The 12503-nt window shown below is 58.9% G+C and carries 9 protein-coding genes; 5 read left to right on the forward strand and 4 right to left on the reverse strand.

The window, feature by feature from the left end; genetic code table 11:
* Positions 1 to 127: 127 nt before the first annotated feature.
* From FOY56_RS05550 to FOY56_RS05560, 3 genes are read right to left on the reverse strand one after another with little or no spacing between them, the layout of a single operon-like run.
* The gene (locus FOY56_RS05550; protein WP_146344825.1) at positions 128 to 1186 is read right to left on the reverse strand and encodes a glycosyltransferase family 2 protein; all 1059 of its coding nucleotides are present in this window, start codon (positions 1184 to 1186) and stop codon (positions 128 to 130) included.
* A gap of 3 nt (positions 1187 to 1189) precedes the next feature.
* Positions 1190 to 3607: a glycosyltransferase family 92 protein gene (locus FOY56_RS05555; protein WP_146344826.1), complete on the reverse strand. Its 2418-nt coding sequence runs from the start codon at positions 3605 to 3607 to the stop codon at positions 1190 to 1192.
* Positions 3608 to 3632: 25 nt separating this feature from the next.
* On the reverse strand, positions 3633 to 4664 hold the full coding sequence (locus tag FOY56_RS05560; protein ID WP_146344827.1) for a glycosyltransferase family 2 protein: 1032 nt from the start codon (positions 4662 to 4664) through the stop codon (positions 3633 to 3635).
* Between the two features lie 233 nt (positions 4665 to 4897).
* Here FOY56_RS05560 and FOY56_RS05565 point away from each other — a divergent pair, with 233 nt between their 5' ends.
* From FOY56_RS05565 to FOY56_RS05585, 5 genes are all read left to right on the forward strand, one after another.
* Complete coding sequence (locus tag FOY56_RS05565; protein ID WP_146344828.1) at positions 4898 to 5806, forward strand: AAA family ATPase; 909 nt, start codon at positions 4898 to 4900, stop codon at positions 5804 to 5806.
* Positions 5807 to 5872: 66 nt separating this feature from the next.
* Positions 5873 to 7132 carry a vWA domain-containing protein gene (locus FOY56_RS05570; RefSeq protein WP_146344829.1) on the forward strand — a complete coding sequence of 420 codons (1260 nt, stop codon included), beginning with the start codon at positions 5873 to 5875 and terminating at the stop codon, positions 7130 to 7132.
* A 105-nt stretch (positions 7133 to 7237) separates the two neighbouring features.
* A complete protein-coding gene (locus tag FOY56_RS05575; RefSeq protein ID WP_146344830.1) occupies positions 7238 to 8689 on the forward strand; it encodes a M20 family peptidase in 1452 nt (483 codons plus the stop codon).
* A gap of 124 nt (positions 8690 to 8813) precedes the next feature.
* Positions 8814 to 10211, forward strand: a complete 1398-nt coding sequence (proS, locus tag FOY56_RS05580; protein ID WP_146344831.1) for a proline--tRNA ligase — start codon at positions 8814 to 8816, stop codon at positions 10209 to 10211.
* 4 nt (positions 10212 to 10215) lie between these two features.
* Positions 10216 to 11154 carry a serine hydrolase domain-containing protein gene (locus FOY56_RS05585; RefSeq protein WP_186766248.1) on the forward strand — a complete coding sequence of 313 codons (939 nt, stop codon included), beginning with the start codon at positions 10216 to 10218 and terminating at the stop codon, positions 11152 to 11154.
* Positions 11155 to 11217: 63 nt separating this feature from the next.
* Here the strand turns inward: FOY56_RS05585 and FOY56_RS05590 are convergent, their stop codons facing one another.
* Positions 11218 to 12321 carry a spondin domain-containing protein gene (locus FOY56_RS05590; protein WP_146344833.1) on the reverse strand — a complete coding sequence of 368 codons (1104 nt, stop codon included), beginning with the start codon at positions 12319 to 12321 and terminating at the stop codon, positions 11218 to 11220.
* Positions 12322 to 12503: the final 182 nt, after the last annotated feature.

Consider the following 12503-nt stretch of genomic DNA (forward strand, 5'->3'; position numbering starts at 1 on the left):
CGCTTTTTGGGTCGTTAATTGAGCCTGAATTTAGACAGGGAATGCGGCAAAATTGGGAAAAGTCCCAGCCGGTTTTGCGACGCTTGCGTTGAAAATAAGGACCCGGGCCTGTGTCTGCAGGGGAGACTTACCCTGATTTGATGCGGCCCAGATTTGCGAATCCTGCCAGTGTGCGGGCGGCTTGGGCAGAAATCGGGCGGGATTGCGGGGTCATCAGCAGACGGGCGAACAGCGCCCGAAACGGTTCTTTTTCCATCAGGGCGAGGAACCGGGTGCGACGCCAGTCCACCGCGCGTTCGTGCAGGCGGGCCAGTTTGGTGTCTTTCAGCAGCTCAGATCGCAGGTGATCGCGCGCCGGGGCGGTTGCGGAAATTGTCGTATCGGTGTCGGTGTTGAAATTGCGTTCAACCCAGTAATCCATATCCAGCATGTGATCAGAATGCACAGCGCGGCCCCGGTCGGCTTTCAGCACATAGCTTTCCATCGCGCCCAGCGGATAATGGTTCAGTTGCACCAGATCATAGTTTGGTCGGCCATAGTTGTTGAATATGCGCTTGACCTTGAACTGGTCCTCCAGCAACCGGCCTTGTCCGTCGAACCAGCGGGCTTTGTCCAGTCGGCTTTGATCCGGGCTGCGTGGGCGGTGTACGCCCAGCTTGGCATAGGTCCCGTCATTGCGATACAGCGTCTTGAACATCGCAGACCGCCAGGGCCAGTACATGATTTCAGGCGCGCATCTGGTGAAGCTTTCGGTAACAGGCGTGTCTTCGTACCGCACGACACCGGCATTGCCGAACAACCGCCAGGTCAGCGTGATTGCGGTGGCGTCGGGCAGGGCGGCCAGCAGCGCGGGAACCGTATGATCGCCGGTGTGGATGTTGACAAATTCATCGACATCCATCGGCAGGATCCAATCTGCCTTTTTGACCTGCCGGGTCTTATCGGCCATTTTCAGCGCCGTGAACTGGATCCCGCCCTTGTCATAGGGGCCGTCGTTGCGCACATGCGTCAGCCAACCCAATTGATCCAGACGGTCCAGCATCTTGTCGGTGCCGTCCGTGCAATCGTTAGAAAAAACAAGAAAATCGGTGAACCCAACTGCCTTGTGATGGGCCAGCCACTCAAGCAGGAAAGCAGCTTCGTTGCGGACGGTCAAAACCGCGAGAATGCGGGGGCCGTCTGCCATCGCTCAGCTTTCCAGATCCAAGGCCAGCGCATAAGCAACGCGCTCGGTCTCGTTCAGGTTGATGGTCAGCGCCTGTTTGTACAGGTCCTCGAATTCGGGCATTCCGTGCAGTTCTTCGGCTTTGGCCTTGTGCCAGTCAAATCCGTAGTCATGCCAATGCTTGAGCTTTTCATCGGCCATCAGGTTTTCATATTCGGCAGTCATGCGCGGCAGGTTCCGTTTGATGGTGATGTCGCGATAATCGCTCCAGTCCATCCGGATCCAATAGTTCAGCCCGATCGAGCGATCCACGTGCAGCGCCCGGCCGCGTTGTCGTTTGATCAGATAGCTTTCGGCGCTGCGCAGGGCATAGTGATTCAGCTGAATAAGGTCGTAACCAATTGATTTCTTTGAGCTGCGCCAGCCATTGTCGGCGGCTTCGCCGGTCATGTCCTTGCCCGACCCGTTGACCCATTTGATCTTGTCGCGAAACCCGTCATCCAACTTGTTGGGGCGATGGCACGAGATCTTTTCATATGCGCCGATGTTTTTGAACATCGTCTTGAAGCCCCAGACCGTGTGCGGCTTGGGGCAGAATTTGGGCGCACACCCGTCGAACTGATCGATCACAAATTCATCCGCCAGATGCGTCACCCCGTTATATCCGAACAACCGCCATGTCATGGCGACATTGGTGGCATCGGGAACGGCAGCAAGGAAGTCCTGCAACGTCCCATTGCCGCAGCGCACGTTCATGAATTCATCAACGTCGATATGGATGATCCAGTCGGCATTCTTGATAACCGGCTCTTTCAATGACTGGTTCAGAGCATACTGCTGGGGGGAATTGCCCTTCCACTCATCGTTGTTGCGATGTTGCAAAACGCCCATTTCCTGCAACCGGTCAAGGATCTCGCTGGTCCCGTCCGAACAGTCATTGGTGTAGATCAGGAAATGATCGACGCCCATCGCCCGGTGATAGGCGACCCATTCGACGATATAGGGCGCTTCGTTCTTCATACAGCCGACAATGACGTTGCCTGACGACCCTTTGGGCAGGTCACGCGGTGTCAGTGGCGTATAGGCGGCGGCCAGTTCTTCCTCGTTGACGCGACCCAATCGGTTATGTGGCGCATAAGGCGACCCTTTGAGGCCTTCGAACTTTTCGACCGCCAGCGGCGGCAGAATCCGGCGGGCTTCTTCGCTGAGCTCTCCAACAGCTGGCTTGGCTGGAGTTTTTGGGGCGACAGGGGCAGGGACCGTGACGGGCGCCGCGGCGGGCGCAGAAACGTCGGCTTGACCATTCATGGCGGCCAGATCGGCCCCCATGCTTTTGCGGGCTTCCTTTGTGGCCTTGTCGATGCGGTGCATGAAGGCCAGCATGTATTGCGAGGCGCGGTATCCATTGCCGGGATCGGTTTCGGCCCAGTCTTTTCGCGGATGGGCCTTTTTGAACGTCGACGTGCTAAGCGCCGGATGCGCTTTGATCAGCGCCTTGTTCATACTATCGAAATGTCGCGCGACCGGCGCCAATGCGCCGGGCGCAATCGGATCACCGTCGATCGCGATCTCGGACAGAAACGTGCGCCACAGGGTGCGGGGCAAAACCTTGCGACGGCTTTCCAGCACTTTCAGGATCAGCGTGTTCAACTGCCGTCCACGGGCCATCCAGGCCGCCGAGGGTTCATCGGGGATCGGTTTGTCCACCGCCCGCCCAATCGTGCCTTCGATCCCAAAGGCCGCGCGGATCTCTTCTGTCGTGTCCGAGCCATAGAACAAGTCGGCGTCATAGGGGCGCAACGTCACCGACCCGGCCCCAAACACGCTTTCCCAAAAGGTCTGCAACCCGGCAAAATCCAGCCAGAAAGGCGGCGCCTGGGTTTCCAGAAACTGACCGGCCTGCGGGTCGATCCTGGGCCCTGCATCAAGGCTCGCTTGCCACCAGTCTGTCGTGCCCGCCAACTCTAACTCCTGTGTCAGGGGGGCAGAGCGGCCTTCCATCACTTGCCCGGCATAAACCCGGGTCAGCAGATGCGCCTGTTCATCGACATGCGCCACAATCCGAATGTCGTCCGACAGCGGGGTCAACAGCGCCTTCAGACGCTCCAATTCAGACACGCGGCACAGCGATGCCCCAAGCTGTGAGGCTGACAGGATCATGATCTCAGGCTTGGCCTGATCCGCATCGCGCGCCAGTTCCATACCCAGCGAGTTATACAACGCCTGCTGTTTTTCCGCCGTCATATGCCCGCGGTTAAAGCGCAGCGGGTCGATATGATCGGGGTCCGTGACGGCCATGTACAGACGGGTGTGATTTTTGCCCCCCGGACTACGCGGATACAAAACCCCCTTCGACGAAAGTTGTTCGCGCTTGTCCGACAGCACGTTTTGCAGACGGTCGGCACCGACATGTTCGGGGCCAATATGCAGGTAAATACGCATTCGTTAACAGATCCTCGTCTGCAGATCAGGAGGCCAGACCAAGGTCGATCAGCATCGCCTCTTCCTGCGGGGGGAGTTTTGATGCCGTGCGCAACTGCGCCTGCATCTGTCGATAGACCGGGCTTTCCAACAGCTGATCGCGCCGGGCGATGTGCAGGGCAACTGCTTCGTCATGCAGCGCGCCGATCTCGGGGTCAGATTTCAGGTCAGCCAGCGCCACTTTCAGATCCGGCAAGTAGCGCCGGATCGATGTGTCCTCAAAGGCAGGATCATTCCGTTCGCGCCAATACGTATCGTCAAACGCGCGGTGTTCACGGTTCACATCACCCCGGTCGTTCTTGACCAGGTAACTATCCAGCGAACGCAGCGCGTAATGGTTCAGCGTCGCAAAATCCCGCGACCCTTTTGCGGGAAACTTGCGGATCCGGCGCGGGTTGGCGGCCGTCAGGAACGGTTTGGGCACCTTGCGGCCCGACGCGTCAGTCCACTTGGGGTACCGTTTTTCCGGCAGTTTCTTTTTAAAGAACGGCCGGTGTGCGCCAAAGTACTGCAGCGGGAAATCGTGGCGCATCAGGGACTTAACCTCATGGGCGGTCTCTCCGCACCACAGGTCCGGATTGTGAGACCGGTTGAACTGCCCGATCACCGGGACGTCCTCAAAGCCGTCAACATCGTCATTGGCAAAAAACTGGAACGGGATAGAAATCGCCTGAGGGTTGCCGCACGCCTCGATCAGACCGGGGATTGTATGATCACCGACATGGATATTCAGAAACTCGTCCACATCTGCGATCCAGACCCAGTCTGCATTCTGAACGATCTCTTGTTTTGAGGCGTGTTTCAGCGCCTCCATCTGATAATTACGCCCCTCTGCCGGGTTGGGCAGATGCTGCACAATGCCCCGGACCTCTAACGCATCCAGCATGCGGTCGGTCGCATCCGTGCAATCGTTTGAATAAAAGAGGAAATCAGTGACGCCAATCAACCGGTTGAAGGCGATCCATTCCAACAGAAAAGGACCTTCGTTTTTGACGCAGGTTACTGCGGTGATCCGCATGTCACCTCCATCTCGGTGCCGTATCCGTTGCTGATCATGTTGTGTCTGCCCGCTGTGGTTCGACCCTGAGCCGGTCGAATGCCATTTATTGTTTCCTGAAACATGACATTTCAGGGCGAAATCGTCAACATTCAGTCCATTAGCCTGTCGCCCGGTTGCGCCGATTTGTCCGACCTTAGCAGTGCTTGACCCGCGCGCGCGCGCATGACCTTTTGGGCGCAAGAGGAGAGATCATGCAGATACCGCCATCTATCGATGCCGTTCAGGCCATGCTGGCCGAACAGGGCTATGTCTGCGGCCGCGCGCTGGGCACGGTCGTTTACCTTTCACTGAAACTGGGCCGTCCGCTGTTTCTTGAGGGCGAGGCCGGTGTCGGCAAGACCGAGATCGCCAAGGCCTTGTCCGCCGGTTTGAACCGCCGTCTGATCCGCCTGCAGTGTTACGAGGGGCTTGATGCGTCCAGTGCGGTCTATGAATGGAATTTTCCAGCCCAGATGGTGGCAATCCGCACCGCCGAAGCCAGCGGTGGCGCTGATCGCAAGACATTGCAAAACGAATTGTTCAGCCCTGAATACCTGACCGAGCGCCCGTTGCTGCAGGCCATGCGCCCGGATGAAAACGGCGCGCCGGTGCTGTTGATCGACGAACTGGATCGCACAGACGAACCGTTCGAGGCGTTCCTTCTGGAAGCCCTGTCTGATTTCCAGGTGACGATCCCGGAACTCGGCACCATCAAGGCGCCCGAACCGCCTATCGTCATTCTAACGTCGAACCGTACCCGCGAAGTGCATGACGCCTTGAAGCGCCGGTGCCTCTATCATTGGGTCGACTATCCGACGTTCCCGCGCGAGGTCGAGATCCTGCAATCGCGCGCGCCCGAAGCCGCTGACGCCCTGAGCCGCGAAGTGGTTGCGTTCGTTCAGAAATTGCGCACCGAAGATCTGTTCAAAAAGCCCGGCGTTGCCGAAACCATCGACTGGGCCAAGTGCCTTCTGGCCCTTGATGTGGTCAGCCTTAGCCCCGAAGTCATCGCCGATACGCTGGGCGCAATCCTGAAGTATCAGGATGATATCCAGAAACTGCAGGGGTCCGAGGCCAAGCGCATATTGGATGAGGTCAAATCGACGCTCGAACCGGTCTGATGCATCTTCTCTTTGAAAATACTCCCGGGGGGTGCGGGGGGCGGGCAGCCCCCCGTTGTGCACCGCATGACTGAATACGCGCCGCTCGATCTGCCCGAGAACCCGAAACTCTCGCATAACATTATCCATTTCGCCCGGGCGTTGCGCAAAGCCGGGTTGCCGATCGGGCCGGGGCGGGTGATCGATGCGATCCGCGCGGTCGAGGCCGCCGGGTTCACCGAAAAGGCGGATTTTTACTGGACGTTGCACGCCTGTTTCGTGAACCGGCCCGAACATCGCGCAGTCTTTGGACAGATTTTCCGGCTGTACTGGCGCGATCCGCGGTTCATGGAACACATGATGGCGATGATGCTGCCCGCCGTCCGCGGCGTGCAGGAAGAACGCACGGCACAGGCCGCTGAAAAACGCGCGGCCGAGGCTTTGTTGGATGGTGCGGACCTCGACATTCCCGAAGAGGGGCCCGAGCGCGAAGAAGAGACAATGATCGAGGTCGACGCCTCGATGACCATGTCGACCGAAGAACGCCTGCGCAGTCTTGATTTCGAACAGATGAGCACGGATGAGGTCGCCCGGGCCAAACGGATGCTGGCGAAGCTGACCTTGCCGGTCAAACCGATCCCGTCGCGGCGCGGGCAGGCCAGCCATCTTGGCAACCGGCTGGACTGGCGCAAAACCCTGCGCGGCGCGATGCGGCAGGGGGGCGAACTGCACGACCTGCACAAGTTAGAGCCGAAACCCCGCTGGCCCAACCTGGTGGTAATTTGCGATATTTCCGGCTCGATGAGCCAATACAGCCGCATCATCCTGCATTTTCTCCATGCCGTGTCTAACGCCAAAGGCGCGGGCTGGGCCAAGGTGCATGCCTTCACCTTCGGCACACAGTTGACCAACATCACCCGCCATTTACGTCAGCGCGATGTCGATGCCGCGCTGGCGGCTGCTGGCGCCGAGGCGCAAGATTGGGAAGGCGGCACGCGGATTGGGCAATGTCTGCACAGTTTCAACCGCGACTGGTCGCGGCGTGTGATGGGGCAGGGCGCCGTCGTGCTGCTGATCACCGACGGGCTGGACCGGGACGATCCCGGCGCGCTGGAAAAAGAGATGGAGCGGCTGCACCTGTCGGCCCGCCGCCTGATCTGGCTGAATCCATTGTTGCGTTGGGAAGGGTTTGCCCCGAAAGCCCAAGGCATCCGCGCCATGCTGCCTCATGTCGACAGCTTCCGCGCCGGTCATTCGATCGCGTCGTTGGAAGATCTGGCAGGCGTGATCTCGCGCCCTGATGACGTCGGCGAAAAGGCCCGTTTGATGGCTTTGTTAGAAAGCTGAGCGTTCAAAAAACTCAATAACGTCAGGTTATCCGAGACAGGCCACGGGGCCATAAGGCATCCTTTGAGCAACCGGGCTGGGCCCTGAGTCGCAATGGAGAGCATCATGAAAACTGCCAGACGCATTCTTGTGGCGGGGTTGTTCCTGTTGGTGGCACTGGCCGCCGTTCTGACGATCAACACGATGCGGTACAAACCGGCGACGGTCTCCGAGGCACAATTGACCGATCTGGGGGCCGACATTGGCAATGCGACCGACAACTTGTCCAAAGCGATCCGGTTCGCGACAGTTTCGGACGATTTGACCCGCCCCGATTTCGATGGGTTCCTAAGCTTTTTGGATGAAACCTATCCGACGTTCGCGGCCAATACCGAGCGTATGGTTCTGGACGCCAAGACGCCGCTCTATGTCTGGAAAGGCAGTGACGAAAGCCTGCAACCGGTGCTGTTGGCCGCGCATTACGATGTCGTGCCCATCCCGCCGGGATCGCTTGAGAAATGGGATCATGACCCCTTCGCAGGCACCATCGATGACGGGTTCGTCTGGGGGCGCGGTACGCTTGACAACAAGGGCGCGCTGATCGCCATGGTTACAGCAACCGAACATCTGATGCTGGCGGGTTTCACGCCGAAACGTACGATTTACTTCAGTTTTGGTGGCGATGAAGAGATTGGCGGCGACGGAGCCAAGTCGGTTGCCAAATACCTGCATGACAACGGAATTCAACTGGCCTGGGCACTCGATGAAGGCTCATTCGTGCTCGACAAGATCATTCCAGGGCTGGACCAGCCTGTGGCCAGCATCAACCTGTCCGAAAAGGGATACCTGACGCTGAAACTGATCGCGACGTCTCCGGGCGGGCATTCTTCGATGCCGCCGCGCCAGACAGCGGTCGGGCAATTGGCCCGTGCAATTGACCGGTTGCAGAACAAGCCTGTTCCCGGAGGTCTGACCGGTGTGTCCGAAGACTTCTTTGACGGTCTCGGCCGGCATTTCTCGATCGAACAACGCGTGGTGTTTGCAAACCGCTGGTTGTTCAATCCGTTGCTCGAAAGCATCCTGTCCGGCGCGCCGTCAACTGATGCCATGCTGCGCACGACCACCGCGCCGACGATGCTGTCCGGGTCCAGCAAGGAAAACGTGTTGGCAGCCGAGGCAACGGCAACAGTCAACTTTCGGCTTCACCCTCGCGACACGGTTGACGATGTCATCGCGCATGTTCGCGCCGTTGTGGATGACGAAGGGATCGAGATCCGCGTGAACGATGGGTTCGCGACACCAGCCTCTCCGGTCTCAAGCACCGATACGGCCGGGTATCGCGACATCGAAGGATCGATCCGCGCGGCGTTCGGCCCGTTGGCGACCGTGCCGGGGTTGACCATCGCCGCCACCGATGCCCGCCATTATGCGACAGCGGCTGACGCGGCATATCGGATCAACCCGTTCAAGATCACCTCGGACGATCTGCTCAGATTTCACGGTATCAACGAACGGCTGTCGATCGAAAACCTTGAGCGCGGGATCAATTTCTACGGATCCTTGATTCAGAAGCAATAACCGGGTCGCGGACCGTTACGGCGCGCGACCTGCGATCCAGTCCTGCGCTGGGGGCGTGAAGGGCTTGCCAAGCCGGGGCCCGTCGGTCAAAACCCCTGAACGCTACGCAAACGAGGGACCCCCGATGCGCCTGACCCGTTATTTCCTGCCTGTCCTCAAAGAAAACCCGTCCGAGGCGCAGATCGTCAGCCACCGGCTGATGCTGCGGGCCGGGATGATCAAACAAGCCAGCGCGGGGATCTATTCGTGGTTGCCGTTGGGCTTTAAGGTCCTGCGCAAGCTGGAAAACATCGTCCACCAGGAACAGGCCCGCGCCGGTCACATCGCGATCCAGATGCCGGTCATGCAATCCGCAGACTTGTGGCGCGAATCCGGACGTTACGATGACTATGGTCAGGAAATGCTGCGGATGAAGGATCGGCACGACCGCGACCTACTGTTCACGCCGACAGCCGAGGAACTGGTCACCGACATCTTCCGCGGCCACGTCAGCAGCTACAAGGATTTGCCGCTGACCCTCTACCAGATCCAGTGGAAATTCCGGGATGAGATCCGCCCGCGGTTTGGCGTTATGCGGGGCCGTGAATTCCTGATGAAGGACGGGTACAACTTCGACCTGACCAAAGAAGACGCGTTGCACGCCTATAACCGCCATCTGGTCAGCTATCTGCGCACTTACGAACGTATGGGCCTGCAGGCCATTCCGATGCGGGCCGACAGTGGTCCGATTGGCGGCGACGATACGCATGAATTCCTTGTGCTGGCTGAAACCGGTGAGTCGGAAGTGTTCTATGACAGCGCTGTGACCGACATTCGCATGGGGGAACGGGACATCGACTATGACGACAAAGCCCAGTGCCAGGCCGTCATGGAAGAATTCACGACGCTCTATGCGCGCACAGACGAAACCCACGACGCGGCCTTGTTCGATCAGGTCCCTGAAGAGCGTCGCCGTGTGGCGCGCGGGATCGAAGTTGGGCAGATCTTTTACTTCGGCACCAAGTACTCAGAACCGATGGGCGCCACCGTTCAGGGACCCGATGGCAAACCCGTACCAGTGCATATGGGCAGCCACGGGATTGGCGTCAGCCGCCTGATCGGCGCCATTATTGAGGCAAGCCATGACGAAAACGGGATCATCTGGCCCGAAGGCGTGACGCCATTCCATTGCGGTATCGTCAACCTGAAACAGGGCGACGAAGCCGCCGATGGCGCCTGTGAAACGATCTATAAGGCATTGACGGCTATCGGGTTGGAACCGCTGTATGATGACCGCAAGGAACGCGCAGGCGGCAAGTTCGCGACTATGGATCTGATTGGTTTGCCGTGGCGGATCACGGTCGGACCGCGCGGGTTGAAGAACGGTGTTGTCGAACTGACCTCGCGCCGCACGGGCGAAAGCGTTGAAATGACGCCTGAGGACGCGGTGAAGAAAATCGCTGAAATCTATGCCCCGCATCACGGTGGCGCGGCCCAACACGTTGAGCCGATGGCCAACCGGTCGTTCCATACCTGGATCTGACACCATGCGGGGTCTGTTCTGTGTGCTGTTGTTCTGGCTGACTGCGGTCAACGCCGCAGCTCAGGACATTCCTGACCGGATCATTGCCGGGTTCAAAGGGTGGATGGATGGGGCAGGCGTCGAAACCGGCGCGATTGCGATCACCCGCAAGGGGCAGTTGGTCACGACGCACGGCTGGGGCATGGATGCCAGCGACCCTGTTGAAATGGCCAGCCTGAGCAAAGCCATCACAGGGGCCTGTATCCGCGCATTGGTGGGCGAGGGCGTTGTGAGCTATGACACGGCGCTGGTCGATGTGCTGCCCGAAACTCCGGATGCCCTGCGTGACCTGACCCTCAGCGATCTTTTGACTCACACCGGCGGCGTGCATCGCGACAGCACGCAGAAAACGATGCCGGATTGGCTGGGCCATCCAGCGCCTCAACACGGCACCGTCACAGATGATGTGTTCCGACGCAACAAGCTGAAACGATCCGGACAATTCCAGTACACCAACGAAAACTATGCGCTTTTGGGCGAAGTGATCGCGCGTGTTACGCAAACCCTGTACCGAACCGCCTGTGCGGATCGCGTGGTGCCCGGGGCCTCAACCTCGCCAGTTGCCGGAGCGTTTGACTCCTGGGGCGGGTGGTACATGCCTGTGGCAGACTATGCGGCGTTTCATGCCCGTGCTTTCGCGAATGGGCCAGTGCCCTCGGGTGACCCCAGTGTCGATCTGGGGGGCGGTGTGCATTATGGGCTTGGCACGTTCTGGCGCAGCTTTCGCGGCAGTCACAATTTCTGGCACATGGGTGCATTGTGTTTCCCAACCATGGGGGCCGGATCATATGCCGTGTCCTGGGAAGGCGATTGGGGGATGGTTGCCGCGTGGCAGGCCTGTATTGATTTCGACGTCATGACACAGCTGGATGGTGTGATGATCGAGGCCGTGTTCAAACCCTGAGACGATAACCGCGCAACGGGACCGGACCCCGCCAAAGCGGAATCCGGTAGATGGTCATACGGATCAGACGAAGTCGAAGTTTGACGCGCTCAGCTCGTCAAAGGATGTGCCGTTCAGGATCAGCACGTCGCCGTCGCCAAAGTCGAACACTGTGTTGTTCGGAACTTGCGAATACAGGCCGGCCAGATCGTCGAAGTTATCTACGCCGTCGATGTCCAGAATGATCACGTCTTCTGTGGCATCGAAGTTCTCGACCCGGTCGCGCGAATAGTTTTCAGCAAACACGAAAACATCCTGGCCGCGCCCACCGTCCAGCATGTCGCGCCCGCGACCACCGTCGAGCACGTCATTGCCGATGCCGCCCGACAGGGTGTCATTTCCACCGCCGCCCAGCAAAACATCCCACCCGGCACGGCCGATCAGAGTGTCACGACCGGCGCCACCGTCGACCAGATCATCGGCTTCAGATCCACCAACAAAATCATGTCCGTTGGTTCCGTCTGTGATGACCGCAACGTTGATGTGAACCGATGCGATCTGAGCGCCGGGCTGCGTGAAATCCGCTGCAACCGGATCAATGAATGCCCCCGCTGCGTTGGTGCCGCCAAGAATGTTGCCATCCCCTTCCGGCAGGAAGCCGACGTGATAATCCACGACGCCATTCTCATCGACACCGGTGTCCGGTGCGGCCTGGTTCAGAAATGCTGCGTCTTCTTCGGTGTTCTCTTCGGTTCCGGCATCCAGCACATCACTTCCGGCAAACTCGATGGTCTGCTCGCCCAGGAAGTCGCCGTAGTAGTCAAACAGGGCGATAGAGTCGCCGGTGCCGACAAAGGCATCGTTCGACGGCAGGATCATCGCCGCCAGCGACAGATAGCCATTCGATGCGCCATCGACCTCGACCAAAACCGACGCCGTTTCGCCGGTCGCGATCGGCCCGCCTGCGCCGACGACAGCCCCTGTAACGGCGTCTGCGTCACCTGCCGTGACTTCGCCATTGATCGGAGCGAAATTACCGTCCTCGGCCAGCGCTTCCAGGCCTGCCGAAGCGGCCTCACCCATATTATAGAGGTCAAAGCTGCCATCATGGGCCGCGAACCAGAGCGGTGTCAGAAAGGTGCCGCCGTCTGCGGATGTGTTGGTTGCCACGATACGGATCTGAGTCATGGGAGTCTCCTGTAATAAAGTTTCAATGCCGTGACCCTGTCCGATATTAATCTTTCGCAACAGGCCACTAAACTTCACAAAAGTTCACCCCATCGCGTGTTCTCCGTGAGCGCACCGGAACGTCATTTGCCGTGTTCAAATGTTTCATTGATTCTGATGATCTTCGGACAGGTCAGGGCAGG

The sequence above is a fragment of the Falsiphaeobacter marinintestinus genome, assembly GCF_007923355.1.
GTDB lineage: Bacteria > Pseudomonadota > Alphaproteobacteria > Rhodobacterales > Rhodobacteraceae > Phaeobacter_A > Phaeobacter_A marinintestinus.

Excerpts from the sequence above, each read along its gene's own strand:
- FOY56_RS05590 (WP_146344833.1), bottom strand. The coding sequence starts at position 12,321 with ATGACTCAGATCCGTATCGTGGCAACCAACACATCCGCAGACGGCGGC.
- FOY56_RS05585 (WP_186766248.1), top strand. The coding sequence starts at position 10,216 with ATGCGGGGTCTGTTCTGTGTGCTGTTGTTCTGGCTGACTGCGGTCAAC.
- FOY56_RS05555 (WP_146344826.1), bottom strand. The coding sequence starts at position 3,607 with ATGCGTATTTACCTGCATATTGGCCCCGAACATGTCGGTGCCGACCGT.
- FOY56_RS05550 (WP_146344825.1), bottom strand. The coding sequence starts at position 1,186 with ATGGCAGACGGCCCCCGCATTCTCGCGGTTTTGACCGTCCGCAACGAA.
- FOY56_RS05570 (WP_146344829.1), top strand. The coding sequence starts at position 5,873 with ATGACTGAATACGCGCCGCTCGATCTGCCCGAGAACCCGAAACTCTCG.
- FOY56_RS05560 (WP_146344827.1), bottom strand. The coding sequence starts at position 4,664 with ATGCGGATCACCGCAGTAACCTGCGTCAAAAACGAAGGTCCTTTTCTG.
- proS (WP_146344831.1), top strand. The coding sequence starts at position 8,814 with ATGCGCCTGACCCGTTATTTCCTGCCTGTCCTCAAAGAAAACCCGTCC.
- FOY56_RS05575 (WP_146344830.1), top strand. The coding sequence starts at position 7,238 with ATGAAAACTGCCAGACGCATTCTTGTGGCGGGGTTGTTCCTGTTGGTG.
- FOY56_RS05565 (WP_146344828.1), top strand. The coding sequence starts at position 4,898 with ATGCAGATACCGCCATCTATCGATGCCGTTCAGGCCATGCTGGCCGAA.